The organism is Cupriavidus gilardii, assembly GCF_013314895.1.
In the GTDB taxonomy this organism is placed as follows: domain Bacteria; phylum Pseudomonadota; class Gammaproteobacteria; order Burkholderiales; family Burkholderiaceae; genus Cupriavidus; species Cupriavidus gilardii_C.
Genome location: NZ_JABTYE010000037.1, coordinates 1 through 25,979, shown reverse-complemented (window position 1 = coordinate 25,979; position 25,979 = coordinate 1). Strand labels below are relative to the sequence as shown.

General features: G+C 67.1%; 27 protein-coding genes and 1 pseudogene. 23 read left to right on the top strand and 5 right to left on the bottom strand.

All coding sequences use genetic code 11. The features are described from left to right. From HTY53_RS23565 to HTY53_RS23555, 3 genes are all read left to right on the top strand, one after another. On the top strand, positions 1–812 hold an 812-nt coding region (locus HTY53_RS23565), incomplete at its 5' end, for a DUF3108 domain-containing protein (protein ID WP_254600091.1). Positions 813–1,028: 216 nt separating this feature from the next. Continuing rightward, on the top strand, positions 1,029–1,835 hold the full coding sequence (pcaD, locus tag HTY53_RS23560; protein WP_368041062.1) for a 3-oxoadipate enol-lactonase: 807 nt from the start codon (positions 1,029–1,031) through the stop codon (positions 1,833–1,835). A gap of 239 nt (positions 1,836–2,074) precedes the next feature. Continuing rightward, entirely contained in the window at positions 2,075–2,332 is a 258-nt protein-coding gene (locus HTY53_RS23555; protein WP_174109012.1) for a BTH_I0359 family protein, read from the top strand. A gap of 158 nt (positions 2,333–2,490) precedes the next feature. Here the strand turns inward: HTY53_RS23555 and HTY53_RS23550 are convergent, their stop codons facing one another. Continuing rightward, a complete protein-coding gene (locus tag HTY53_RS23550; protein WP_174109011.1) occupies positions 2,491–2,883 on the bottom strand; it encodes a rhodanese-like domain-containing protein in 393 nt (130 codons plus the stop codon). A 126-nt stretch (positions 2,884–3,009) separates the two neighbouring features. Between HTY53_RS23550 and HTY53_RS23545 the strand changes: the two genes are divergently transcribed. From HTY53_RS23545 to HTY53_RS23520, 6 genes and pseudogenes are all read left to right on the top strand, one after another. Continuing rightward, positions 3,010–4,146 (top strand): homocysteine S-methyltransferase family protein, encoded by a 1,137-nt coding sequence (locus HTY53_RS23545; protein ID WP_238509801.1) that lies wholly within the window; start codon positions 3,010–3,012, stop codon positions 4,144–4,146. A 69-nt stretch (positions 4,147–4,215) separates the two neighbouring features. Further along, positions 4,216–7,002: pseudogene (metH, locus tag HTY53_RS23540) on the top strand (methionine synthase); the annotation flags it as partial. Between the two features lie 251 nt (positions 7,003–7,253). Further along, complete coding sequence (locus HTY53_RS23535; protein WP_174109010.1) at positions 7,254–7,757, top strand: hypothetical protein; 504 nt, start codon at positions 7,254–7,256, stop codon at positions 7,755–7,757. A gap of 377 nt (positions 7,758–8,134) precedes the next feature. Continuing rightward, positions 8,135–8,767, top strand: coding sequence for a response regulator (locus HTY53_RS23530; protein WP_006579377.1), 633 nt, complete (start codon positions 8,135–8,137; stop codon positions 8,765–8,767). Positions 8,768–8,864: 97 nt separating this feature from the next. Continuing rightward, the gene (locus tag HTY53_RS23525) at positions 8,865–9,272 is read left to right on the top strand and encodes a response regulator (protein ID WP_023263511.1); all 408 of its coding nucleotides are present in this window, start codon (positions 8,865–8,867) and stop codon (positions 9,270–9,272) included. Between the two features lie 129 nt (positions 9,273–9,401). Then, positions 9,402–9,545 carry an entericidin A/B family lipoprotein gene (locus tag HTY53_RS23520; protein ID WP_174109009.1) on the top strand — a complete coding sequence of 48 codons (144 nt, stop codon included), beginning with the start codon at positions 9,402–9,404 and terminating at the stop codon, positions 9,543–9,545. A 49-nt stretch (positions 9,546–9,594) separates the two neighbouring features. Here HTY53_RS23520 and HTY53_RS23515 read toward each other — a convergent pair whose 3' ends face one another. Then, complete coding sequence (locus HTY53_RS23515) at positions 9,595–11,121, bottom strand: CHASE3 domain-containing protein (protein WP_174109008.1); 1,527 nt, start codon at positions 11,119–11,121, stop codon at positions 9,595–9,597. Between the two features lie 271 nt (positions 11,122–11,392). Here HTY53_RS23515 and HTY53_RS23510 point away from each other — a divergent pair, with 271 nt between their 5' ends. From HTY53_RS23510 to HTY53_RS23495, 4 genes are all read left to right on the top strand, one after another. After that, a complete protein-coding gene (locus HTY53_RS23510; RefSeq protein ID WP_006579617.1) occupies positions 11,393–11,566 on the top strand; it encodes a DUF1328 family protein in 174 nt (57 codons plus the stop codon). A gap of 56 nt (positions 11,567–11,622) precedes the next feature. Further along, positions 11,623–11,790 carry a DUF1328 domain-containing protein gene (locus HTY53_RS23505; protein WP_006579618.1) on the top strand — a complete coding sequence of 56 codons (168 nt, stop codon included), beginning with the start codon at positions 11,623–11,625 and terminating at the stop codon, positions 11,788–11,790. A gap of 119 nt (positions 11,791–11,909) precedes the next feature. Continuing rightward, entirely contained in the window at positions 11,910–12,371 is a 462-nt protein-coding gene (locus HTY53_RS23500; RefSeq protein WP_174109007.1) for a glycine zipper domain-containing protein, read from the top strand. A 78-nt stretch (positions 12,372–12,449) separates the two neighbouring features. Then, positions 12,450–13,043, top strand: a complete 594-nt coding sequence (locus HTY53_RS23495) for a ferritin-like domain-containing protein (RefSeq protein ID WP_254600090.1) — start codon at positions 12,450–12,452, stop codon at positions 13,041–13,043. A gap of 236 nt (positions 13,044–13,279) precedes the next feature. On the opposite strand, the gene HTY53_RS23490 is transcribed toward HTY53_RS23495, so the two are convergent. Continuing rightward, positions 13,280–13,615, bottom strand: coding sequence for a DUF1840 domain-containing protein (locus HTY53_RS23490; RefSeq protein WP_174109006.1), 336 nt, complete (start codon positions 13,613–13,615; stop codon positions 13,280–13,282). A 221-nt stretch (positions 13,616–13,836) separates the two neighbouring features. On the opposite strand from HTY53_RS23490, the gene argS reads away from it, so the two are divergent. The 5 genes from argS to HTY53_RS23465 all read left to right on the top strand — a co-directional run bounded on the left by argS (position 13,837) and on the right by HTY53_RS23465 (position 18,970). Further along, positions 13,837–15,624 (top strand): arginine--tRNA ligase, encoded by a 1,788-nt coding sequence (gene argS, locus HTY53_RS23485; RefSeq protein ID WP_174109005.1) that lies wholly within the window; start codon positions 13,837–13,839, stop codon positions 15,622–15,624. 136 nt (positions 15,625–15,760) lie between these two features. Further along, positions 15,761–16,459: an SPOR domain-containing protein gene (locus HTY53_RS23480; RefSeq protein ID WP_174109004.1), complete on the top strand. Its 699-nt coding sequence runs from the start codon at positions 15,761–15,763 to the stop codon at positions 16,457–16,459. 85 nt (positions 16,460–16,544) lie between these two features. Then, entirely contained in the window at positions 16,545–17,180 is a 636-nt protein-coding gene (locus tag HTY53_RS23475; RefSeq protein ID WP_174109003.1) for a thiol:disulfide interchange protein DsbA/DsbL, read from the top strand. Between the two features lie 99 nt (positions 17,181–17,279). Further along, positions 17,280–18,128 carry an SDR family oxidoreductase gene (locus tag HTY53_RS23470; protein ID WP_174109002.1) on the top strand — a complete coding sequence of 283 codons (849 nt, stop codon included), beginning with the start codon at positions 17,280–17,282 and terminating at the stop codon, positions 18,126–18,128. Further along, positions 18,128–18,970 carry a helical backbone metal receptor gene (locus HTY53_RS23465; RefSeq protein ID WP_174109001.1) on the top strand — a complete coding sequence of 281 codons (843 nt, stop codon included), beginning with the start codon at positions 18,128–18,130 and terminating at the stop codon, positions 18,968–18,970. The genes HTY53_RS23470 and HTY53_RS23465 overlap by 1 nt, the downstream gene beginning before the upstream one ends. Positions 18,971–18,998: 28 nt before the next feature. Here HTY53_RS23465 and HTY53_RS23460 read toward each other — a convergent pair whose 3' ends face one another. After that, positions 18,999–19,382: an antibiotic biosynthesis monooxygenase family protein gene (locus HTY53_RS23460; RefSeq protein ID WP_174109000.1), complete on the bottom strand. Its 384-nt coding sequence runs from the start codon at positions 19,380–19,382 to the stop codon at positions 18,999–19,001. Positions 19,383–19,392: 10 nt separating this feature from the next. Then, a complete protein-coding gene (locus tag HTY53_RS23455) occupies positions 19,393–20,472 on the bottom strand; it encodes an MBL fold metallo-hydrolase (RefSeq protein WP_174108999.1) in 1,080 nt (359 codons plus the stop codon). A 224-nt stretch (positions 20,473–20,696) separates the two neighbouring features. On the opposite strand from HTY53_RS23455, the gene HTY53_RS23450 reads away from it, so the two are divergent. The 5 genes from HTY53_RS23450 to can all read left to right on the top strand — a co-directional run bounded on the left by HTY53_RS23450 (position 20,697) and on the right by can (position 25,891). Further along, on the top strand, positions 20,697–21,296 hold the full coding sequence (locus HTY53_RS23450; protein ID WP_302480495.1) for a MerR family transcriptional regulator: 600 nt from the start codon (positions 20,697–20,699) through the stop codon (positions 21,294–21,296). Between the two features lie 244 nt (positions 21,297–21,540). Further along, the gene (locus tag HTY53_RS23445; RefSeq protein ID WP_254600092.1) at positions 21,541–21,918 is read left to right on the top strand and encodes a PaaI family thioesterase; all 378 of its coding nucleotides are present in this window, start codon (positions 21,541–21,543) and stop codon (positions 21,916–21,918) included. 98 nt (positions 21,919–22,016) lie between these two features. Beyond that, positions 22,017–23,201 (top strand): isovaleryl-CoA dehydrogenase, encoded by a 1,185-nt coding sequence (locus tag HTY53_RS23440; RefSeq protein WP_174108998.1) that lies wholly within the window; start codon positions 22,017–22,019, stop codon positions 23,199–23,201. 204 nt (positions 23,202–23,405) lie between these two features. Next, the gene (gene aceK / locus HTY53_RS23435) at positions 23,406–25,223 is read left to right on the top strand and encodes a bifunctional isocitrate dehydrogenase kinase/phosphatase (RefSeq protein WP_174108997.1); all 1,818 of its coding nucleotides are present in this window, start codon (positions 23,406–23,408) and stop codon (positions 25,221–25,223) included. Then, entirely contained in the window at positions 25,220–25,891 is a 672-nt protein-coding gene (gene can / locus HTY53_RS23430) for a carbonate dehydratase (protein WP_006578377.1), read from the top strand. Before aceK ends, can begins: the two co-directional genes overlap by 4 nt. Positions 25,892–25,979: the final 88 nt, after the last annotated feature.

The window sequence follows — 25,979 nt, the reverse complement described above, 5'->3', positions numbered from 1 at the left end:
CCACGCCGGAACCGGTACCCGCTGCCGAACCCGCGCCCGGGCCCCCCGCGCCGACAGAAGGACCGCCGCTGGCCACCTCGCCGGGCGGCGCAGGCAGCGTCGCCGCAGGCGGCGGTGCCGGCGGCACCGGCACCAGCCCGGGGTCCGCACCGGCGCCCGCGCCCGCCGACGCGCTGCGCTATGCGGCGCCGCCGTCGGCAACGCTGCGCTACGCCAGCTTCGTCAACGGGGTCGAGAACCCCGACGGCACCATCCGCTGGCAGCACGAGGGCGGGCGCTACCAGCTGTCGGTCGAAACCCGCATGCTCTGGTTCCGCTTCGCCTTCCACAGCACCGGCGCGCTGGGCGAGCAAGGGCTCGCGCCCGAGCGCTACGTCGAGGAACGTCGCAAGCGCAGCCAGGTGACGCGCTTCGATCGCGCGGCGGGCGCGGTCGTCTTCGAGTCGCGCGGCGGCCAGGCGCCGCTGCCCGACGGCGCGCAGGACCGCTTCAGCGTGTTCCTGCAGCTGGTCGGCCTGGTGCGCGGCAATCCGCAGCGCTATGCAGCACCGGGCGTTACCGAGACCTTTCAGGTTGCCGACACCAGCGATGTCGAGCCGATGCGCGTGCAGTATGTCGGCGAGCAGGACATCGAAACCGGCGCGGGCTACGTCCGGGCCAAGCACTTCATTCGCCTGCCGCGGCGAGCCGACGACCGCCGGCGGGTCGAGGTCTGGCTGGCGGAATCGGTCGGCTGGATGCCGGTCCAACTGCGACAGACCGAACCGGATGGCACGCAGATCGATCTGGTGCTGCGCGGTGCGGGGCCCTAGTCTTGAACCATCGGAGCCGAGCGGCGTGATCGCCGCTACACTCCGGCACGATGCGTCGCCGCCGACCCACCCAATCAGGAGGACACGATGACCGACACCTTGCCGCCCACCGCCACGACCGCCACCACGCCGGGATCGACGCCGGGATCGACGCTGGGATCGACCTCACCGGGCGCCGGGCCTGCCGCCCAGCCGCCCGCTTCCGAAACGCACCGCGTGATCGTCGGCGACGTCACGCTGCACGCCCGCATCGACGGCACCGAAGGTCCATGGGTCGTGATGGCCCACGCGCTGGCCGCGGACCATACGCTGTGGGACGCGGCCGCGGCCCATCTGGCGCCGCGCTATCGCGTGCTGCGCTACGACCTGCGCGGCCACGGCCGCAGCGACGCGCCGGTCGGGCCGTATTCGATGCTGCGCATGGCAGACGACGTGGTCGCCCTGATGGACGGGCTCGATGTGCCGCAGGCCCACTTCGTCGGGGTCTCGCTGGGCGGCATGATCGGCCAGACCCTGGGCGTGCGCTACCCCGAGCGCCTGCACTCGCTGACGCTGGTCGATACCACCTGCCGCACGCCGCAGCACGCGCATCCGATGTGGCATGAGCGGATCGGCCAGGTCGAGGCGCACGGCATGGCCGGCGTGATCGACGGCGTGCTGCAGCGCTGGATGACGCCGGCGTACCGGGCGGCGCACCCGGACCAGGTCGAGCGCATCCGTGCGATGGTGCTGGCCACCCCGGTGCGGGGCTATGTCGGCGCCGCCCTCGCCATCCTCGGTTTCGATCAGGCCGATGCGCTGGCACGCATCCATTGCCCGACGCTGGTCGTGGTCGGCGAACAGGATCAGGGCACGCCGGTCAGCGAGGCAAAGGCCATCGCCGATGCGATCCCGGCTTCACAGCTCGAAATTGTGCAGAATGCGGCGCATCTGCCGCAGATCGAGCAGCCCGAACGGTTTCATGCCGTTCTCGACGCTTTTCTGTGCAAGGCGGCCTGCGGCGCGCAGTGCGATACGCCCTGACTTCGTAGGACAAACCCTCTTTTCGAGCCGGCGACCGAACTGCCGCCAACGGGCCGGCTCCAACCCGATGAGCGGGCGCTATCGCAACCGGCACCACCAGCGCCCAGCGGGGCATGCGCTTGAAAAGTGTCTTCATGCCCTCAGCTTGGAGGTGAAATCGCGAAAGGAAGCCGGCGCTCCCACCGGCTGACGCAAGAATTAACAACCCTTTCGCCCGTCCCATAGCCCGGAGGTGCGCCATGCAAATGATTTATAACAGCGACAACTACTGCATCGTGGAGTTTGGTGCCGACGTCGAGCATGCCCCTCTTGCCTCCGGCGGTTACGAGATCGTCGACAAGAACATGAAGCGCGAGATCTTTCTCGGCGGCCAGATGGCCGAGCATTTCCGCGCCGATGTGCAACGTCTGATCGAGAGCGAACCGTCCGTGGAAGAGGTGGACGAATTTCTTGGCAAGTTCGATACGGTGATGACGCACTCCCTGGTGATGCACTGACGATGGACCGACGCAGGGGCGTCCCGCTGCAGAAGAACCCGCGCCACGGCGCGGGTTTTTTTATGCGCGGGCGACCGACGCCCACGTCGGCACCATCGGCACCATCGGCACCGTGGGCACCGTCGGCACCATCGGCACCATCGGCACCATCGGCACCGTCAGTACTGCTCCCACGGCAGCCCTTCGAAGCGCCAGCCGTTGACCGTATTGCGGTGCCGCTGCGGGTCCAGGTCGCCCTCGAAGCCGTGCAGCACGTTGTAGACCGTGGTGAAGCCCGCTCCCTCGAGCGCCTGCGCTGCCGCCGTCGAGCGGTTGCCGCTGCGGCAGATCAGCAGCACCGGACGCGCCGATGCCTGTCCGGCCAGCTTCTTGACCGACTGCACGAAGTGCGGGTTGACCTCCCAGTCCGGGCCGTCGTTCCACGGCACATTGAGGGCGCCGGTCGGATGGCCGACGAACAGGTATTCCATCTCGCTGCGGCAGTCGATGAACAGGGCGTCGGGGTGCTCGGCCAGCAGGGCCTGGGCCTCGCGCGGGGCAAGGTGTTGCATGCGGTGTCGTCGGGTCAGGTAAAGGGGGAGATCCGCCCGAGTGTAGGCCCGGGCAAGCCGGGGCGGCAAGGTGCCTTAACTGATAAAATCGACCACTTTTCCAGCATCACCGAGGCCAGTGAAGCCATGAGCGCCGCATCCACCGAATTGACCGGCACCGCGCCGGGCCCGCATGCAGGCACCCCGGCAGGCACCCCGGCCGGTTCCCAAGCCGGTTTCCAGGCCCGCCCGTACACCCGCGCCGCGCAACTGCCGCGGCTGCTGCGCGAGCGCATCCTGATCCTGGACGGCGCGATGGGCACCATGATCCAGCGCTACAAGCTGGGCGAGGCCGAATACCGTGGCGAGCGTTTTGCCGCCCATCCGGTCGACGTCAAGGGCAACAACGAACTGCTGCTGCTGACCCGCCCGGCGGTGATCCGCGAAATCCACGAGCAATACCTGGCCGCCGGCGCCGACATCATCGAGACCAATACCTTCGGTGCGACCCGCGTCGCGCAGGAGGACTACAAGATGGCGGATCTGGCCTACGAGATGAACGTGGCCGCCGCGCGGCTGGCGCGCGAGGCCTGCGATCGCTACAGTACGCCCGACAAGCCGCGCTTCGTCGCCGGCGCCTTCGGCCCGACGCCGAAGACCGCCAGCATCTCGCCGGACGTCAACGACCCCGGCGCGCGCAACGTCAGCTTCGAGGAGCTGCGCGCGTCGTATTACGAGCAAGGCAAGGGCCTGCTGGAAGGCGGCGCCGACGTGTTCCTGGTGGAGACGATCTTCGACACGCTGAACGCCAAGGCCGCGCTGTTCGCCATCGACCAGCTGTTCGAGGACACCGGCGAACGGCTGCCGGTGATGATCTCGGGCACCGTCACCGATGCCTCCGGCCGCATCCTGTCGGGCCAGACCGTCGAGGCTTTCTGGAACAGCCTGCGCCACGCCCGCCCGATCACCTTCGGCCTGAACTGCGCGCTGGGCGCGGCGCTGATGCGGCCCTATATCGCCGAGCTGGCCAAGCTGTGCGATACCGCGATCTCGTGCTATCCGAATGCGGGGCTGCCGAACCCGATGAGCGATACCGGCTTCGACGAAACGCCCGACGTGACTTCGTCGCTGGTCGACGAGTTCGCCGCGTCGGGGCTGGTCAATCTGGTCGGCGGCTGCTGCGGCACCACGCCCGAACATATCGCCGCGATCGCGCAGCGCGTCGCCAACCGCAAGCCGCGCGCCTGGCCCGGCCAGTATCGCGACGAAGCGGCCGCGGCCTGACCGGCCGACCGCGCCGCCCCTTCGCCTGTCTGCCCATGCCTTGTCGGCGCGCCGTGCACGAGTCCGTCCCCGGCGCGTCGCGCATCCGATTCCGAACCTGAGTCCGCCATGTCTACCGAAACCCGTCCCGCTCGTCCGATGCGCCTGTCCGGCCTGGAGCCGTTCACGCTTGGCGAGGGCAGCCTGTTCGTCAACGTCGGGGAACGTACCAACGTCACCGGCTCCAAGGCCTTCGCCCGGATGATCCTGAACGGCCAGTTCGACGAGGCGCTGGCGGTCGCGCGCCAGCAGGTCGAGAACGGCGCGCAGATCATCGACGTCAACATGGACGAGGCGATGCTCGATTCCAGGGCGGCGATGGTGCGCTTCCTGAATCTGATCGCGTCCGAGCCCGATATCGCGCGCGTGCCGATCATGATCGATTCGTCCAAGTGGGAGGTGATCGAGGCCGGCCTGCAATGCGTGCAGGGCAAGGCGGTGGTCAACTCGATCTCGCTGAAGGAAGGCGAGGAACAGTTCCGCCACCATGCCGCGCTGATTCGCCGCTATGGTGCGGCCGCCGTGGTGATGGCCTTCGACGAGAAGGGCCAGGCCGACACGTTCGAGCGCAAGACCGAGATCTGCAAGCGCAGCTACGACATCCTCGTCAACGAAGTAGGCTTCCCGCCCGAGGACATCATCTTCGATCCGAACATCTTCGCGGTCGCGACCGGCATCGAGGAACACAACAACTACGCGGTCGACTTCATCGAGGCGACCCGCTGGATCAAGCAGAACCTGCCGTACGCGAAGGTCAGCGGCGGCGTGTCGAATGTCTCGTTCTCGTTCCGCGGCAACGACGTCGTGCGCGAGGCCATCCACACGGTGTTCCTCTACCACGCGATCGCCGCCGGCATGGACATGGGCATCGTCAACGCCGGCCAGCTCGGCGTCTACGATCAGCTCGATGCCGAACTGCGGGAGCGGGTCGAGGACGTGGTGCTGAACCGCCGTGCCGACGCGACCGATCGCCTGCTCGAGATCGCCGACCGCTACAAGGGTGGCGGCGCCAGGCGCGAAGAGAACCTCGAATGGCGCGGCACGCCGGAGAAGCCGGTGCCGGTGGCCGACCGCCTCGCGCATGCGCTGGTGCACGGCATCACCACCTTTATCGTCGAGGACACCGAGGAAGCCCGCCAGCAGATCGCCGCACGCGGCGGCCGCCCGATCGAGGTGATCGAGGGCCCGCTGATGGACGGCATGAACATCGTCGGCGACCTGTTCGGCGCCGGCAAGATGTTCCTGCCGCAGGTGGTCAAGAGCGCGCGCGTGATGAAGCAGGCCGTGGCCCACCTGCTGCCCTTCATCGAAGAGGAAAAGCGCCTGCTGGCCGAGGCCGGCGGCGACGTGCGCGCGCGCGGCAAGATCGTGATCGCCACGGTCAAGGGCGACGTGCACGACATCGGCAAGAACATCGTGTCGGTGGTGCTCCAGTGCAACAACTTCGAGGTCGTCAACATGGGCGTGATGGTCCCGTGCAACGAGATCCTCGCCAAGGCCAAGGTCGAAGGCGCCGACATCATCGGGTTGTCCGGTCTGATCACGCCGTCGCTCGAAGAGATGGCCTACGTCGCCTCGGAGATGCAGCGCGACGACTATTTCCGCGTCAAGAAGATTCCGCTGCTGATCGGCGGCGCGACCACCTCGCGCGTGCATACCGCGGTCAAGATCGCGCCGAACTACGAAGGGCCGGTGGTCTACGTGCCCGACGCCTCGCGCTCGGTCAGCGTGGCCTCGAGCCTGCTGTCCGACGAGGGCGCCACCCGTTACCTCGATGAATTGCGCGCCGACTACGAGCGCATCCGCACCCAGCACGCCAACAAGAAGGCCGTGCCGATGGTCTCGCTGGCCGAGGCGCGCAGGAACAAGACGCCGATCGACTGGAGCGGCTACGTGCCGCCGAAACCGAAATTCATCGGCCGGCGCGTATTCCGCAACTACGATCTGGCGGAACTGGCCAACTACATCGACTGGGCGCCGTTCTTCCAGACCTGGGATCTGGCCGGCAAATTCCCCGCGATCCTGAACGACGAGATCGTCGGCGAATCGGCGCGCCGCGTGTTCTCCGACGGCAAGGCGATGCTGGCGCGGCTGATCCAGGGCCGCTGGTTGACCGCCAACGGCGTGATCGCGCTACTGCCGGCCAATACCGTCAACGACGACGACATCGAGATCTACACCGACGAGAGCCGCAGCAAGGTCGCGCTGACGTGGCACAACCTGCGCCAGCAGAGCGAACGTCCGGTGATCGACGGCGTGCGCCGCCCGAACCGGTGCCTGGCCGACTTCGTCGCGCCGAAGGACAGCGGCATCGCCGACTATGTCGGCCTGTTCGCGGTGACGGCCGGCATCGGCGTCGACAAGAAGGAGGCCCAGTTCGAGGCCGACCACGACGACTACAGCGCGATCATGCTGAAGGCGCTGGCCGATCGTCTGGCCGAGGCCTTCGCCGAATGCCTGCACGCGCGCGTGCGCCGCGACCTGTGGGGCTACGCCGCCGACGAATCGCTCGACAACGAGCAGCTGATCGCGGAAGCGTATCGCGGCATCCGTCCGGCCCCGGGCTATCCGGCCTGCCCCGAGCACACCGTCAAGGGAGCGATGTTCCAGGTGCTCGATGCCGGCGAGATCGGCATGGGCCTGACCGATTCGCTGGCAATGACCCCGGCCGCCTCGGTCAGCGGCTTCTATCTCGCGCATCCCGAAGCGACCTACTTCTCCGTCGGCAAGATTGGCCAGGACCAGCTGGAAGATATGGTCGCGCGCCGGCACGAAGACCGCGCCGCGATGGAGCGGGCGCTGGCGCCGAACCTGTAACGGGGTGCGAAGCCGCGCCGCCACGGCAGCCGCTGTCGGCGCGCGGCGCCATGCCGCAAGTCGTTGACGGGACTGGCGAAAGTCGCCGCCACGGCGGCTCGCCGGCCGCGCCCGCGGGCTCACGACTCCTTACAGCGCATTACATCTCCTCACAGCATCGCAGTAGGGTGCTCCCTAGACTGAGGTCTCGCTTTCCAGGCGAACCCCCGCGGCGAAAGCTCGCCGCACCAGTCAATCGAAAGGAGTACTCCATGAAGAAACTGCTGATCTCGCTGTCCGCTCTGTCGATCGCCGCCGCCTCGTCGCTGGCCATGGCGCAAGGTACGCAAGCCGGTGCGACCGGCGGCGCCGCCGGTTCGCTGACCGCACCGACGGCAACGGCTCCGTCGGCCGGCGCCAACGCCGGCGTGGGCGCCGGTGCTGAAGTGGCAGGCAGCCGCGCGAACATGGATGCCGGCGTCAAGGCCGGCCTGAACGACAAGGCCGGCGAGATCGACGACACCCGCAAGAGCGCCAAGGACCGTGCCGCCACCGCCGGCAGCAAGGCCAGGTCGAAGGCCCATGACGCGCACGGCAAGACCACGAGCAAGGCGAAGGACACGGTTGGCGCGGTGGAAGGCACCGCCGACAAGACGGTGGGCGCGGTCGGCGACACGGTCAGCGGCACCGCGGGCAAGGTGGGCGGTCTGGTCGGCGGCGCCACCAGCGGTACCTCGGCTACCGTGGGCGCCGGCGCGTCGGCCAAGGTGCAGTAAACAAGGAGAGCGCCCGCCGGGGCGCGTACATGGCGCGGCGGCAAACCGCCGCGTGCCGAAGGGACGGAGGGGCATTACGCCGCCGTCCCTTTTCTGTTTCGGATTGCCATGGCGCGGACGGATCCGTTCGAGCCTGGCCGATCGAACCGCCGGCTACAAGGCATGGCGTTTCTGAATGACGCCCCAGTGCGGTGAGGTCGGCGTCGGCAAAAATCGCGTGAGGCAAATGGGCGCAGGGCCGGGTCCCGGCATGCCGGCGGCGCGCCACATTGTCAGCCTGACACCGACATTCCCGGTGCTTTGTAATGACTACAATGCAACAGGCCAAACACAGCCTGGCCCCGGCGTCCGGGCAATACCATCGCAGGGGGAATTTCATGATTCGCGTTCTGATCGCCGACGATCACCAGATCGTCCGTGCCGGTCTGCGCCAGTTCATTTCCGACGAACCGGATATTCGCGTCGAAGGCGAAGCCGCCAGCGGCGACGAAGTGATGGCGCGGCTGCGCGAAACCGAGTTCGACGTGGTGGTGCTCGACATCTCGATGCCCGACCGCAACGGCATCGACGTGCTCAAGCTGATCCGGCAGCGCCATCCCGATCTGCCGGTGTTGATCCTGTCGACCTATCCCGAGGACCAGTACGCGATCAATCTGATCCGCGCCGGCGCCTCCGGCTATCTGACCAAGGAAAGCGCGCCCGACGATCTGGTCAAGGCGATCCGCACGGTCGCGCAGGGCCGGCGCTATGTCAGCCCGACCGTGGCCGAGCTGCTGATCGGCGGGCTGGAGAAGCCGACGGACCAGCCGCTGCATCAGACGCTGTCCAAACGGGAGTTCCAGATCTTCTGCAAGCTCTCGCGCGGACAGTCGGTCTCGGTGATCGCCGACGAGCTGTTCCTTAGCGTCAAGACGGTCAGCACCTATCGCTCGCGCATCCTGGAAAAGATGGGCATGAAGACCAATGCCGATCTGACCTATTACGCGATCAAGAACGGCCTGGTCGAGTAGGCGGCACGCCGTTGGTCCCGGCAAAAAAGGGGCGGGCGGCGGTGCTGTAGGACGGACCCGGATACCTGGCCCCTGGCCCCATTGCTACCATCGAACCATGTTGGATCAAGCCGCGGCAACTCCCTACCGTACGCTGCGGGTCTTACTGATCGAGGACTCGGCGGTCCTGCGGAGCATGTTGCTGGAGTACTTGAACGCATTCTCCTTCGTCGAGACCGTCGATTGGGCGGATACCGAAAGCACTGCCATCCGCCTGTTCGAAAGCGGCAGGTATGAGGTCGTCATCGTCGACCTGCAATTGCGTCAGGGGAACGGCATCAACGTGCTGCGGGCGATCCAGAAGGCGCAGGCGCCCGGCATCCGGATCGTCTACACCAATCATGCGCAAGTACCCACCTACCGGCGTCAGTGCGCCGAGGCGGGAGCCGATTATTTTTTCGACAAGTCGCTCGAGCTCGAACAGGTATTCCGCGTGATCGAGGAATACGCGCAGGCACCGTCCTGAGTTCCGGCCGGACGGCTTGCGGCCGGCGGCCAGCGAAGACGACGCGTGCTGGACACCATCGACCGATTCTCGAGCAGCTCATTTTTTCCCGTCGCGGCAACGCGCCGCACCCTAGCAAAGGAGATCGTCATGAAAAAGCTGATCGCGCTGTTCGCACTGGCCGGTGTCACGCTGATTACGGGTTGCAATACCATTTCCGGCGCCGGCAAGGACATCGAAAGGGGCGGCGAGAAAATGCAGGGCACGGCGGAGGAAACCAAACGCAAGATGTAATGCGCCGCGGCGTGGCCATCGAGAGAGGAGCCTTTCCAGGCTCCTTTTTTTATGCCCCGTGCCTGTGCTGCGGCGCGCCGGTGCTGCCCGCCGGCGACGGTTCGGTGCCGGCGTCCGCCGCCGGCCGTGCCGGTGTCGATTCGGCCTGCGCCGGGCCCGCCGGCGGCAGTTGATGCGGCAGCGGCTCGTCGCCCTCGTCCAGCGAAGGCGGCGGCGCCACCACCGCGTCGGTCAACGGCACCTCGACGCGGACCGTCACGCCCGCGCCCGGCGTCGAATCGATCTGCAGCGTGCCGCCCAGCGCGATCACGCGCTGCTCCATGCCGAGCAGCCCGTGGTGGCCGGAGGTGCGGCGCGTCTCGATATCGGCCGGCAGGCCGCGCCCGTTGTCGCTGACCTTGAGCAGCAGATGATCGTCGGTGCGCGTGAGCGCGACCGACACGCGGCTCGCCTCGGCGTACTTGGTCGCATTGGTCAGCGACTCCTGCACGATGCGGTACAGCGCGATGGCGGCGGCATCGCGCAGCGGCGGCACCGATGGGTCGAGCTCGACCTCGGTCTGCCAGTGGTTGCGCGTGGCCACTTCCTCGACCAGCTGGGCAATCGCCTCCTTCAGGCCGAGATTCAGCAGCACGGTCGGACGCAGGTCCTCGATCAGGCGGCGCTTGATCTGGATGCCCTGGTCGACATGCAGCATCACTCGCGTGATCTTTTCCTGGATCTCCGGATAGTCGTTCTGCAGGCGCCGGCGGATCCAGTGCATGTCGAGCTTGGTCGCCGTCAGGATCGCGCCGAGCTCGTCATGCAGCTCGCGCGCCAGCCGCGTCTTCTCGTCCTCGGTGACGCGCTGCAGGTGGGAGGCGAGCGCCGACAGCTGGCGCGTGCGCGCGCGCACCATGCGGTCCAGCCGTGCGCTCTCTTCTTCGAGCTCGCTGCGCGCGGCTTCGGACACCGCCAGCCGCCGCGAATGCTGGAAGCCGACGATCACCAGCAGCACGATGTTGATCGCCGTCAGCAGGCCGATGCCGTAGCGCGACAGGTTGATGTCGCGGTCGGCGTTCTCGAGATTGCGCGACACCGAGGCGGCCGAGCGCGCGCGCAGCGTCTCCAGGCCGAGCCGCGCCTTCTCCATGGTCTGCTTGCCGAAGTCGGTGCGGATCAGATCGAGCGCGACCTCGACATCGCGCTTGCCGTAGATCAGCGTCAGCTCCATTTCCGTCAGCTTGCGGCTGATCAGCAGCGATGCCTCGCCGAACTGCTTCAACGCCTTGGGGTCGTCGGCGAAGCGGTTGCGGATGTCGTTCATCAGCGTGTTGATGCGCGGAATGGCGCGATGGTACGGCTCCAGATAGCTTTCCTTGCCGGTCAGCAGGTAGCCGCGCTGGCCTGCCTCGGCGTTGACCAGTTCGGCCAGCAGGGCGCTGATGTCGCTCTGCACGTTCTGCGAGCGGATGACTTGCGAATACCCTTGGCGCAGCCGGATATTGCCGGCCTCCGAGGCGATCAGCACGACCACCGTGAGCAGGATGCCACCCGCGAGCAGCACGGTGGACCGCAACGACGATAGCTTCAACATGATGGAATTCCTGGATTGCGCGCTCGCGGTCGCGCGCGGTGACTGCGCCGATGGAATCACAACGGTTGCGCTCGGTCAACCGATCCACCCGCGCGTTTCATGCCCTCGCGCACCGGTGTCCCGCACGAGACCTGGCACAGCGCCGGACCTGTAGGAAACCGCCGACACGGGAATCGGTGCAAGGTCGGTGCCTCGCGGAAGTGGCGATTCCTACCATGCTTTCATGGCCTGGCGCACCGAAGCACCGAGCCGCGAGAACAGGAGAAACACCATGCTGAAGTGGGCGCTGATCTTTGCCGTGATTTCCATCGTCGCGGGGCTGCTCGGTTTCACCGGCATCGCGGCGGGCGCGGCGGGCATCGCCAAGGTTCTGTTCTTCCTGTTCCTGATTCTGTTCGTGCTGTTCCTGGTGCTTGGGGTAACGATCTTCAAGTCGGTCAAATGACGGCCGGCCGGTCCTGTTGTGCTAAGGCAGTTCGATTCAACTAGGGGAGTTTCACCATGCTTTACTACGCACTGGTCTTTTTCATCATCGCCCTGGTCGCCGCCGTGTTCGGCTTCGGCGGCATCGCTGCCGGCGCGGTCGAGATCGCGAAGATCCTGTTCTTCATCTTCCTGGTAGTGGCGCTGGTGACCTTCGTCATGAGCCTGGTCCGCAAAGGCCGATGAAGGGCCGCTGATGGTCCGATGATCGTCGGCAGGCCCTGCGGCAGGTCGCCTGCATTGCGTCGGCCAAGCGCGGCGCGTCGCGTCGCGCGTTGGCCGACGCGCGTCTTAAGGAGAGTCCCATGCTGACCCACAATCCGAAGGTGAAGAAGGAAGTCCGCCATCTTGCCGATTGCGCCAGCGATACGGTGCGCCAGCTGCGCCACGCCGCGCGCGATACCAGCGGCGCCGCGCGCGAGGCGGCCTCGCCGGTGGTGGACGAAGTGAGGGGACTGATCTCGGCCCTCGAACACACCATTGAAGTGCTGGCGCGCGAAGGTTCGTCCGAAGCAGCACAAGCCAGCCGGCGGCTGCAGACGCGGGCGCGCATGCTGGCCGAGCAGGCGCGCGAGGCCACGGTGCAGAGCGCCGGCCGTGCGCGCGAACGGGTGGATCAGGCGGTCGTGGGCGTGCAGCACCGCGTCGCCGAGTCGCCGTTTCGTGCCATCGCGATCGCCGCGGCAGTCGGCGCGATTGCCGCCCTGCTGCTGGTAGGCGGCAGCAGCCGCCGCCGCAGCGAGGACGGCAACTACGACGGCAACTGAGGCAGCGAACCTCGGGCCGCGAGCTTGGGCTTGCGGCCCTGCACCCCACAAAGCAACCCTGACAGGAGAACCGCATACATGGACACCCAGACCACGGGCGACGCCTCTTCCCGCACCGATGCCTCCTCCACCGGCAAGGGGCCGACCCAGGGCTTTCTGTCGGATGTCGCCACCATCCGCGCACGCGCCCGCAAGCATATCGAGGACGGCGCGGTGACCGAGAACTACGACGCGGACCGCGCCACCGTGCTCAAGCTGCTGAACGAGGCGCTGGCCACCGAGCTGGTCTGCGTGCTGCGCTACCGGCGCCACCACTTCATGGCCAAGGGCATTCACGCCGAGCCGATCGCGGCCGAGTTCAAGGTGCATGCCGATGAAGAGCAGGCACATGCCGACCGCATCGCCGCGCGCATCGTGCAGCTGGGCGGCGAACCGGACTTCTCGCCCGACGGTCTTGCCGCGCGCAGCCATTCGGAATATGTGGCGCCCAACGGCCTGACCGACATGATCCGCGAGAACCTGATCGCCGAACGGATCGCGATCGAAAGCTATCGCGAGATGATCCAGTACATGGGCGAGCGCGACCCGACGACCCGGCGGATCCTCGAGGAAATCCTCGCCGTCGAGGAGGAGCACGCGGACGAACTGGCGGACATGCTGAGCCAGGAATAGCGGTCACAGCGCCGTCGAATAGCGGTCGGCCAGAGCGCTGGCCACGGCGGCGCGCCTGCCGCCGTCAAGAATGCCGCCGCCGCTGCCGATATTGTCATCGGCAGCGGCGGACAAGGAATTGCGGTGCCTCCCCCGACGCCGCAATATCGCAGTACCCCCCTTCGGATCCCCCTGGTCCGATGCCCGGTCCGCCCCCAGCGGCCGGGCTGTTTTTTTGGGGAAGGTATGACGTACCGTCAGACGCCCCACAACACGTCGCAGCCCTCGCGCTGGGAGGCGCGCAGCATGTCGAGGAAGGGGTAGGCGCGCTGTCCCAGATGCAGCGGCTCCTCTTCGTCATCGTCGTAGTCGTTGCCCTTGCCGCGCTGCTCCTCGGGCAGCTGGCTCTGCGCCGGGGATTGCTTCGCCTGCATCACGGCGGCCTCGAGCCGGTGGATCGCGCGCGGGAGTTCTTCTCTCGTGATCACCCCGCGCTCGCCGACGTGCTTGCCGATGATGCCGAGCAAGGTGACGGCGAGATCGTTCATCATGATCAGGTCTTGCGCCGCGTGGGATTTGAAGGTGATCAGCATGGTGGTTCCTTGTCAGCCGTGTTGGAATGGTAGCCGTCCGGCGTGCCGGGAGCCGGCCGACTGGCTCCTGCGGATGATGTCAGCATAGCACCTGATAAAATCCGCGTTCTGCAATCGATTGCCCGTGCCGCGCTGCGGCATCGCTACGCTGCCGGTGACGGCACCGCCACTATGGCCAAGGCCATTGCGGTCCCGGACGTGGCGCGCGGGCCCAGACATTCATGCTGCCTGTTCAGACCTCCAAACTTGCCGCCGCGTTCACCGACGCGGTACGCGCGCTGGCGCCGGCCGATGCCGTGCTGCCCGCCGTCGCCTTCGAACGGCCCAAGGTGGCCGCCCACGGCGATCTCGCCTGCAATCTGGCGATGCAGGTGGCCCGCACGCTCAAGCGCAATCCGCGCGAGCTGGCGCAGCAGATCGTCGATGCGGTCAAGGCCGATGCGCGTACCGCCTCGCTGGTGGCCAGCCTGGAGATCGCCGGCCCCGGCTTCATCAACCTGCGGCTGACGCCGGCGGCCAAGGCGCAAACGCTGCGCGCCGTGCTCGAGCAGGGCGATGGCTATGGCGCCCAGCAGCAGGGCGCGCGCGGCCAGGTGCTGGTCGAGTTCGTCTCCGCCAATCCCACCGGCCCGCTGCACGTGGGCCACGGCCGCCAGGCCGCGCTCGGCGACGCCCTCGCCAATCTGCTGTCCTGGCAGGGCTATGCGGTCCATCGCGAGTTCTACTACAACGACGCCGGCGTGCAGATCCAGAACCTGGCGATCTCGGTGCAGGCGCGCGCGCGCGGCCTGAAGCCGGGCGAGGCGGGCTGGCCCGAGGCCGCCTACAACGGCGACTACATCGCCGACATCGCCGCCGATTTCCTCGCCCGCAAGACCGTGCGCGCCTCCGACGGCGAGCCGGTGACCGCCTCGGGCGACGTCGAGGATCTCGATTCGATCCGCAAGTTCGCCGTCACCTATCTGCGCAACGAGCAGGACATCGACCTGCAGGCGTTCGGCGTCAAGTTCGACCGCTATTACCTGGAGTCGTCGCTGTACACCGACGGCAAGGTCGAAGAAGCCGTGCAGACGCTGATCGCCAAGGGCAAGACCTACGAGAGCGAAGGCGCGCTGTGGCTGCGCACCACCGACGACGGCGACGACAAGGACCGGGTGATGCGCAAGGGCGATGGCAGCTACACCTACTTCGTGCCGGACGTCGCCTATCACACCACCAAGTGGCAGCGCGGCTTCCACAAGGTCATCAACGTGCAGGGCAGCGACCACCACGGCACCATCGCACGCGTGCGGGCCGGCCTGCAGGGGCTGGAGATCGGCATCCCGGTCGGCTACCCCGACTACGTGCTGCACAAGATGGTCACCGTGATGAAGAACGGCGAGGAGGTCAAGATCTCCAAGCGCGCCGGTTCGTATGTCACGGTGCGCGACCTGATCGAATGGAGCAATGGCGGCGACCAGACCATCCGCGGCTGCCTGGAGGCGGGCGTAGCGGACTGGCCGGCGCACTTCACGCGCGGCCGCGACGCGGTGCGCTTCTTCCTGCTGTCGCGCAAGGCCGATACCGAGTTCGTGTTCGACGTCGACCTGGCACTGAAGCAGAACGACGAGAACCCGGTGTATTACGTCCAGTACGCGCACGCCCGCATCTGCTCGATCTTCGAGTCGTGGGGCGGCGAGGGCTGGCAGCAGCGCCTGACCGAGCTGGCCGGCGCCGATCTGGAAGCGGTCACCGGTGCCGCGGCCAGCCCGCAGGCGCTGGCGCTGGGCCAGCGGCTGGCCGAGTTCCCCGAGATGCTGGCACAGGCCGCCAACGAACTGGCGCCGCATGCGGTGGCCTTCTATCTGCGCGATCTGGCCGGCGATTTCCATGCGTTCTACAACGCCGACCGCGTGCTTGTCGACGACGAGCCGGTCAAGCTGGCGCGGCTCGCGCTGCTGGCCGCCACGCGCCAGGTGCTGCGCAACGGCCTCGCGGTGATCGGGGTGTCTGCGCCGCAGCGCATGTGAGGCGGCGGCCCGGCCTGCCGACGTCCCGCGCGTTCGCAGGCCGCGGCGGCCCGGCCGCTCGGTCGCCCGGTCGCTCGGTCGGTCGCCATACGGGGCACTGGCTCTATAATCTTCCGGCAATATCCAAGAGGACTCCATGCAACAGCAACGCAAGCGTGCCCCGCGCAAGGCCAGTCGCGCCCAGCAGCGCGGGGGTACGTTTCTCGGCCTGGTGCTCGGCCTGATCATCGGCCTGGCCATCGCGGTGGTGGTGGCGCTGTATATCACCAAGGCACCGACGCCGTTCCAGCGCAAGGGCACGCCGAAGCCGGCCGAATCCGGCAACGTGGTGGGCACCTTGCCGTCGCCGGTGCAGGAGCCGCCGTCGGATCCGAACAAGCCGCTGTGGAGCAAGACCCCGCCCAAGCCGGTCGGACCGCCCGCGGAACCGGCGCATCGCGAACCGGCCGCCCCCGCCGCGCCGGCGGCCAAACCGGCGCCGACGCCGGAAGAGGCGGTCAAGCCGGCGCCGAAGACGGCCGAGAAGCCGGCGGAAAAAGCCGCCGAGCGTCCGGTCGCCGATCCGATTGCCGAGATCGCCCAGGCCGATGCCAACAAGGTCGGCTATCTGCTGCAGGTCGGCGCGTTCCGCTCGCAGGACGACGCCAATCGGCAGAAGGCCAACCTGGCGATGCAGGGCTTCGAGGCCAAGGTGACCGACCGCGAGGTCAACGGCGTCAAGCTGTATCGCGTGCGGCTGGGGCCGTACAACAAGATCGAGGACATGAACCGCGCGCGCGATCGCCTGCAATCGGCCGGTTTCGAGGCGTCGGTGATCCGCTTCACCAAGCAGTAAGCCAGGAGGCGGCGGCGCCGCGGCGGGCTGAACCCGCGCGGCGCATCGCTGTCATACGCAGACCGTTTCACTTTTCTCTCGCGCCATGAAGAAAATCGCCGCCTTGTTCGCCACGCTCGCCGCCGCCGCGGGACTGATGATGGCATCGCCCGCCCAGGCCGCGCCGGCCGAAGGCAAGGAGTATCAGGTCCTGAAGGCGCCTCAGCCCGTGACCGCGGGCAAGATCGAAATCACCGAGTTCTTCTGGTACGGCTGCCCGCATTGCTACGACTTCGAGCCCGAGCTGGAAGGCTGGGCCAAGAAGCAGGGCAAGGACGTCGTCTTCAAGCGCGTGCCGGTGGCCTTCCGAGACGACCTGCTGCCGCATACGCGGATCTACTACGCGCTCGAATCGATGGGCAAGCTCGACGCCATGCACGGCAAGGTCTTCAGCGCGATCCATGCCGAGCGCAAGCGCCTGCTCGATCCGAACGAGATCGCCGACCTGATGGCCAGGAACGGCATCGACCGCAAGGCCTTCCTGGACGCCTACAACTCGTTCTCGGTGTCGACCAACACCACGCGCGCCAACAAGATCGCGGACGCCTACAAGATCGATGGCGTGCCGACCATCGTGGTGCAGGGCAAGTACGTGACCTCGCCGTCCATCGCGGGCAGCAAGAGCGCCGCCCTGCAGACCATGGATTACCTGGTGACCCAGGTCCGCGACAAGAAGCTGTGATGAGGTTGCGCGCCGCGCGGCCGATCGTCACCGAACGGATGGCGAACGGCTGAGCGGCCCGCACCGTCTTCGGCTTCGTCCTGATCTTCCCCGCCGCCGATGCGACCCGTCAAAGTCTTTCTCACCGGCGCATCGAGCGGAATCGGCCAGGCCCTGGCGCGCGAATATGCGCGGCAGGGCGCGATTCTCGGCCTGGTCGGCCGCCGCGACGATGCGCTGCGCGCGTTCGTCGCCACCCTGCCCAATCCCAATGCCGCCCGCGTCTATGCGGCCGACGTGCGCGACGCCGAGGCGATGCTCGCCGCCGCGCAGGACTTCCTCGTGCATTTCGGCTGCCCCGACATCGTGATCGCCAATGCCGGCGTATCGGTCGGCACGGTGGCCAGCGAGCGCGAGGATCTCGATGCCTTCCGCGCGGTGATGGACACCAACTGGTTCGGCGTGCTGACGACCTTCCAGCCGTTCCTCGCGCCGATGCAGGCCCGCGAGGTCGGCGCGCGCGAGTGGCGCGGCACGCTGGTCGGCATCGCCAGCGTCGCCGGCGTGCGCGGATTGCCTGGCGCCGGCGCCTACAGCGCGTCGAAGTCGGCGGTGATCAAGCTGCTGGAGAGCCTGCGGCTGGAACAGCGGCCGCACCGCATCCGCGTGGTCACCATCGCGCCCGGCTATATCCGCACGCCGATGACCGCGCGCAATCCCTACCCGATGCCCTTCCTGATGGACGCCGACGCCTTCGCGCGCAAGGCGGTGCGCGCGATCGCCGCCGGCAGGCGCTTTGCCGTGGTGCCGTGGCAGATGGGGGTGGTGGCGGCGGTGCTGCATGTGCTGCCGCGCTGGCTGTACGACGCGCTGTTTACGCGGGCGCCACGCAAGCCGCGGCAGCCGGAACCGGGGGCACGGCCCGACGGCCCCGCGGGCCCGGCCGGCGACGGCGGCGGGAGCGCGTGATGTGGCGGGACGCGCTGGGCCAGCCGCACTCGCGCGCCGCTGCCGATGCGCGCATCGCCTCGCTGGTGCCGTCGGTCACCGAACTGCTGTTCTCGCTGGGGCTGGGCGGCCAGCTGGTGGCGCGCACCGGCTTCTGCATCCATCCCGAACCGCAGGTACGCACGGTCGCCAAGGTCGGCGGCACCAAGGACGTCCAGCTCGACAAGCTGCGCGCGCTGGCGCCGACCCACGTGGTGGTCAACATCGATGAGAACCGGCGCGACACCGTGGACGAGATCCGCGGCTTCGTGCCGAACGTGATCGTGACCCATCCCTGCGCGCCGCGCGACAACCTCGACCTGTATCGGCTGCTGGGCGGCATTTTCGATCGCGAGGCGCAGGCCGAGGCGCTGTGCGCCCGGCTGGAACAGGCGCTGTCCCGGCTCGCGGGGCGGACCTGGCCGACGCGCAAGGTGCTGTACGCGATCTGGCAGGACCCATGGATGACGGTGTCGCGCGACACCTATATCAGCCGCATGCTGGCGCTGATCGGCTGGCAGACCTGGCCCGATGCCGGCGATGCCGGCGCTGCGCTGCAGGCCTGCATCGATGGCGATTGCGCACGGCCCAATGCGCCGGGCCAGCGCTATCCGAGCTTCCGCTGGAGCGAGGCGCTGGTGCGCGAGCTGGATCTGGTGCTGCTGTCGACCGAGCCCTATCGCTTCACCGAGGACCATGCCGACGCGCTGGAGCGCCAGCTAGGCCTGCCGGTGCTGCTGGTCGATGGGGAGAGGGTGTCGTGGTACGGCAGCCGCGCGATCGATGGCGTCGCGTATCTGGAGACGCTGGCGCAGCAGGCTTGATGCCCGGCCCGCCATCCGTGAACCGGGATCAGCGCGCGAACCCGTAGGCCCGTTCGACCTTGCAGACGCGCAACTGGAAGCCCTGGTACCAGCGCTCGCGCCCCAGGCGCTGCGCGACCCGGTGCTCGGCATGCGCCTGCCAGGCCGCGATGTCCTCGAGCGAACGCCAGTACGACACGGTGATGCCCGGCGCGCCCGGCGCGCCGCCGTCGCGCACCGACTCGACGCCGAGAAAGCCGGGCATGGCCGCGGCCAGCTCCACCATCCGCTGCGCCATCGCGCCGTAGTCGGCCTCGTGGTTGTCGCCGCCCACGTCGGCACCGGTGCGCGTGGACGTGAAGATCACTGCGTAATAGGGCGGCGGCGGGGTCTGGGCGAAGGCGCTGTCGGCGGCATGGTCGGTGGCGGACATGGGGTCGGATTCAGGCGTTGGCTCGAAACCGGATGATGCCATCGTCGTCCGTCGTGCGCTGCAGTTCGCCGGCATGCCACAGCACGTGGAGGTGGGCCAGCGCCTCGCCCATCGCAAAGGTCATCTGGTGGATGTCGAACTGGCGGCGGAAGATCACGTCGACGATATCGCGCGCGCTGCACGGCTTGTCGGCGCAGGCGGTGCGGGTCTCGGCCAGCCGCTCGACATGGTGTTCGCGCAGCTGCCCGATGCGCGTCTGCAGATTGCGGAACGGCCGGCCGTGCGAGGGCAGCACCAGCGTGTCTTCCGGCAGGTCCTGGTAGCGGTCGAGCGAGCGCAGATAGAGCGCCAGCGGATTGGCCTCGGGCTCCATGTCGAACACGCTGACATTGGTCGAGATCCGCGGCAGCACCATGTCGCCGGAGATCAGCACGTTCAGCTCGGCGTTGTACAGCGCGACGTGTTCCGGCGCATGCCCGTAGCCGGTGATCACGCGCCAACTCGCGGCGGCGGGATCGGCGCCCATCGTCACCGTATCGCCGTCCATCAGCCGCCGGTATTGCGTCGGCAGATCGGGCACCAGCGTCGCGTAATAGCTCTTGCGGGCGCGCAGCTTTTCCAGGCTGTCGGGATCGGCCAGGCCGTGGCGCGCGAAATGGCTCGCCGCGAAGTCGCCGCCGGCGTTCGAGCCGACGCCGTTGCCGCCGCCCATCACCCGCGCGCTCATATAGTCGCCCAGGCTCATCCACAGCCGCGCGTCCCAGCGCTGGCACAGCCAGTGCGCCAGGCCGACATGGTCCGGATGGCAATGCGTGACCAGCACGCGCAGCACCGGCAGCCCTTCCAGCTCGTTGGCGAACACGGTTTCCCAGTGCGCCTTGATGGTGTCGTTGGTGATGCCGCAGTCGATCACCGTCCAGCCGTCGCGCCCGTCGAGACGGTCGCGCACCAGCCACAGATTGATATGGTCGAGCGCGAAGGGCAGGGGCATGCGCAGCCAGTAGACGCCGGGGGCGACCTGCTGGCGCGCGCCGGGCTCGGGCATGGTCTCGCCGAACGGGTATTGGAGTTGGTGTTCGAGTGCGTTCATCGAGGAGTCTCTCGGTTGCGAAGCCCTGCGGTGGGCTTTCTCGTCGTGGATGCGGACGCCGGACGCCCAGGGCGCAATGCGAGGGCAATGCGCGCGGACGGCGTCGGGGCGGTTGCCAGGCGCGCTGCTTGACGCTAACGTAAACGTCAATTCGGACGGCCTGTTGCCATCTTAAGCGAAAACGCCCACGCGTATCGAACGTTCGTTCTCTTTTACAGGCGCCCATGCCCAGCTCCGCCACCCAGCCTCCCACGCCCGCGCGCCAGCCCGACAGCCCGCCCGGGAACCAACCCGCCAACCAGCCCGCCAACCAGCCCGCCGGCACCACGTACACCATCACCGAACTGGCGCGCGAGTTCGACATTACGCCGCGCGCGATCCGGTTCTACGAGGACCAGGGTTTGCTGTCGCCCGACCGGGTCGGCGCCGGCGGACGGCAGCGGCTTTACAGCGGCCGCGAGCGCACCCGCCTGAAGCTGACCCTGCGCGGCAAGCGGCTCGGCCTGACGCTGAACGAGATCCGCGAGATTCTCGACCTCTATGAGTCGCCGCGCGACACGGTTCCCCAGCTCGAGCGCTTCCTGGCCTCCCTGACGCAGCACCGCCAGGCGCTGGAGCGGCAGATGGAAGACTTGCAGGCGCAATTGGCCGAGATCGACCAGCACGAGCGCCAGTGCCGCGCCTTGCTGGCGAAGGCTCAGCCGCCGAAGGGCGAGCAACGGAAGGGCGAGCAGCAGAAGGGCGAGCAGCAGAAGGGCGAGCAGCAGAAGGGCGAGCAGCAGAAGGGCCCCGAGAAGGAGCGCGAGCGCGCCGCCGGCGCCTGAGTGTGGCCGAGGCCACCTTCGCGACACGGTCAGCAACAAATTGGATTGACGTTTACGTAAACGTAAATAAAATAAGCCGACAGCCCACCGCACCACGCGGTGCAGGCGCCGACAGGAAGCTGCCATGCCGAATTCCGACACGGGCGTCGCGACATACGCCGCAGACGCCGCCGCCCACGCCTCCCCGGATCTGCCGCCCGGCCGGGCCGACGCGATCGCCGCCAGCTTTGCCCGTCAGGGCCTGATGCGGACCTTCGGCGCCTCGCTGGTGCGCGTCGAGCGCGGCGAGGTCGAACTGGCGATGCCGTGGTCCGAGGGCGTGACCCAGCAGCACGGCTTCTTCCACGGCGGCGTGGTCGGCGCGCTGGCCGACAGCGCCTGCGGCTATGCCGCGCTGTCGATGGTCGGCGAAGGCGAGGCGGGGCTGACCGCCGAGTACAAGATCAATCTGCTGTCGCCGGCCCAGGGCGAGCGGTTGATCGCCGTGGGCCGCGTGCTCAAGCCCGGCCGCACGCTGATCGTCGCCCAGGGCGATGTGTTTACCGAGACCGGCGGCACGCGCAAGGCGGTGGCCACCATGTTGATGACGCTGTGCGTGGTACGCACGCTCGACCACGTCTGAGCCCCCTGCGCGTAGCCGAGGCTGCATCGGCCCCGCATTGCCGCAAAAGCCAGCGAATCCGTATCGAACCCGATCCGACAGGAAACAGGAGACAAACCATGACCGCAACCCTGCCAGGCCTGAAATTCGACCTGGGTGAAGACATCGAGATGCTGCGCGAGTCCGTGCAGTCCTGGGCCCAGGCCGAACTGGCGCCGCGCGCGGCCGAGATCGACCGCACCGACCAGTTCCCGATGGACTGCTGGAAGAAGATGGGTGACCTCGGCGTGCTGGGCATCACCGTGGCCGAGGAATACGGCGGCGCCAATATGGGGTATCTGGCCCACATGATCGCGATGGAAGAGATCAGCCGCGCCTCGGCCTCGGTCGGGCTTTCGTATGGCGCGCACTCGAACCTGTGCGTCAACCAGATCCACCGCAACGGCACGCCGGCGCAGAAGGCGAAATACCTGCCCAAGCTGGTGTCGGGCGACTGGATCGGCGCGCTCGCGATGAGCGAACCCAATGCCGGTTCGGACGTGGTCAGCATGAAGCTGCGCGCGGACCGCAAGGGCGACCGCTACGTGCTGAACGGCACCAAGATGTGGATCACCAACGGTCCGGACTGCGACGTGCTGGTGGTCTACGCCAAGACCGAACCGGAGCTGGGCGCCCGCGGCATGACGGCCTTTATCGTCGAGAAGGGCATGAAGGGCTTCTCGGTGGCGCAGAAGCTGGACAAGCTCGGCATGCGCGGCTCGCATACCGGCGAACTGGTGTTCCAGGACGTCGAGGTGCCGGCCGAGAACATCCTCGGCGCCGAGAACGGCGGCGCCAGGGTGCTGATGAGCGGCCTGGACTACGAGCGCGCGGTGCTGTCCGGCGGGCCGGTCGGCATCATGCAGGCGTGCATGGACGTGGTCACGCCGTACATCCACGACCGCAAGCAGTTCGGCCAGAGCATCGGCGAATTCCAGCTGATCCAGGGCAAGATCGCCGACATGTACACCACGCTGCAGGCGGCGCGCAGCTACCTGTATACCGTCGGCAAGAACCTGGACGCGCTCGGCAGCGAGCACGTGCGCCAGGTGCGCAAGGACTGCGCCGCGGTGATTCTCTATACCGCCGAGAAGGCGACCTGGATGGCGGGCGAATCGGTGCAGATCCTGGGAGGCAACGGCTATATCAACGAATATCCGGTGGGCCGCCTGTGGCGCGATGCCAAGCTGTACGAGATCGGCGCCGGCACCTCCGAGATCCGCCGCATGCTGATCGGCCGCGAACTGTTCTCGGAGACGATGTAACGGCGAGGAAGCGCGGTGAACGGTGCGCCGCTCCGAGGTGAGCGGCGCCACCGATGCCTCGCTCGAAGCGCTTACAATCACCCCTGAATTACCGCTGACATCGCGCCTCGCTCGAGCGAGCGCTGCCTGCCCAGGTTTCCAGCCGATTTTCCAACCGGATTGGCCTTCCGAATCTCACCCGCGCCCAGGTAATCCGTCCCAGCCATGTCCCACTTCCCGAAACTGCTGTCGTCGCAGATCGCCTACGATGTGGCGCGCACCATGCTGGACGGGTTCGACAAGCACTACCGGCTGTTTCGCGAGGTCAGCATCGAAGCCAAGGTCCGCTTCGAAGCGGGCGACTGGGCCGGGCTGCAGCAGCTGCAGCGCGACCGCATCGCGTTCTACAACGAGCGCGTGCGCGAAACGACGGTGATTCTGGAAGACGAATACGACGCCGAGCAGATCGAGGACGAGATCTGGCAGCAGATCAAGCTGCACTACATCGGGCTGCTGACCAACCACCACCAGCCCGAGCTGGCGGAGACCTTCTTCAATTCGGTCTGCACGCGGATCCTGCACCGCTCGTACTTCAACAACGACTTCATCTTCGTGCGCCCGGCGATCTCGACCGAATACATCGAGAACGAGGAATCGCCGACCCGGCCGACCTTCCGCGCCTACTATCCCGGCAGCCGCGACGGCATGGCCGAATGCTTCGAACGGATCGTGCACAACTTCCAGCTCGAGCGGCCGTTCGAGGACCTCAAGCGCGATATCGGGTATGTGGTGCGCGCGGTCACCGAGCATCTCGGCGACTTCCGCATCGCGCCGAATTTCCAGATCCACGTGCTGTCGTCGCTGTTCTTCCGCAACAAGTCGGCCTTCATCATCGGCCGCTTGCTGAACGGCGATCGCACCTATCCGCTGGCGATTCCTATCGTCCATGCGCCGTCGGGCAAGCTGGCGCTCGACACCGTGCTGCTGCGCAAGGAGCAGCTGCTGATCCTGTTCTCGTTCACGCATTCCTATTTCATGGTCGACATGGAGATCCCGTCGGCCTACGTGACCTTCCTGCGCGACATCATGCCGCGCAAGCCGCGCGCGGAGATCTATACCTCGCTGGGTTTGCAGAAGCAGGGCAAGAATCTGTTCTACCGGGATTTTCTGCACCATCTGCAGCATTCGTCGGACAAGTTCATCATCGCTCCCGGCATCCGCGGGCTGGTGATGCTGGTGTTCACGCTGCCGTCCTATCCCTATGTGTTCAAGGTGATCAAGGACTTCTATCCGGCGCCGAAGGAAACCACGCGCGAGCTGATCAAGTCCAAGTACCAGCTGGTCAAGCAGCACGACCGCGTCGGCCGCATGGCGGACACGCTGGAATATTCGGACGTCGCCTTTCCGCTGTCGCGCTTCGACGATGCGCTGGTGCGCGAGCTGCACGAGCATGCGCCATCGATGATCGAATACCAGCGCGCCAAGGACGGCACCGAGGAAATCGTGGTGCGTCATCTCTATATCGAACGCCGCATGACGCCGCTGAACATCTACCTGCAGGAAGGCTCCGACGAGCAGGTCGAGCACGGCATCGTCGAGTACGGCAATGCGATCAAGGAGCTGATGGCCGCCAATATTTTCCCGGGCGACATGCTGTACAAGAACTTCGGCGTCACGCGTCATGGCCGCGTGGTGTTCTACGACTACGACGAGATCGAATACCTGACCGACTGCAATATCCGCCACGTGCCGACGCCGCGCAACGAGGAAGAGGAGATGTCGGGCGAGGTCTGGTACAGCGTCGGCCGCCACGACATCTTTCCCGAAACCTTCCGCACCTTCCTGCTGGGAGATCCGCGCGTGCGCGCGGCCTTCCTGCGGCACCATGCGGACTTTTTCGATCCTGCCCTGTGGCAGGGACACAAGGACCGGCTGCTGGCCGGACATGTTCATGACTTTTATGCCTACCATGCATCGGAACGCTTCATCCATCGATATGGCCCGACCGAAACCGGCGACGCGCCGGCAAGGAGGGCAGCATGACTGACGCCATCGCCCAGCTGTTTCGCAACAACCGCGAATGGGTCGACCGCGTCAATGCGGAAGATCCGAACTTCTTCACCAGCCTGGCCAATCAGCAGGCGCCCGAATATCTGTGGATCGGCTGCTCGGACTCGCGCGTGCCAGCCAACCAGATCCTGGGCCTGGCCCCGGGCGAGGTCTTCGTCCACCGCAATATCGCCAACGTCATCGCGCACAGCGACCTGAACGCGCTGTCGGTGATCCAGTTCGCGGTCGAGGTGCTGAAGGTGCGCCATATCACCGTGGTCGGCCACTACGGCTGCGGCGGCGTCAAGGTCGCGCTCAAGCGCGAGCGCGTGGGCCTGGTCGACAACTGGCTGCGCCATGTGCGCGACGTGGCCGACAAGCACGACGCCTATCTGGGCACCATCGTGCGCGAGGACGACGCGCATAGCCGCCTGTGCGAGCTCAACGTGATCGAGCAGGTCAACAACGTCTGCCAGACCACGGTGATCCAGGATGCCTGGGCGCGCGGCCAGCAGGTCACGGTGCACGGCTGGATCTACGGCGTGTCCGACGGCCTGCTGCGCGACCTCGGCATGGCGGCCAGCAGCAACGAGGAACTGCGCACGCAATTGCAGGCGGCCTACCGGCAGTACGGGGACCCGCCGCATATTCCGGTGCGGTGAGGAAGGAGTTAGTGGCGAGGTATCAAGCACGCCGATGACACGCTCCCCTCCCCCGCATGCGGGGGAGGGGCTGGGGGAGAGGGAGGGG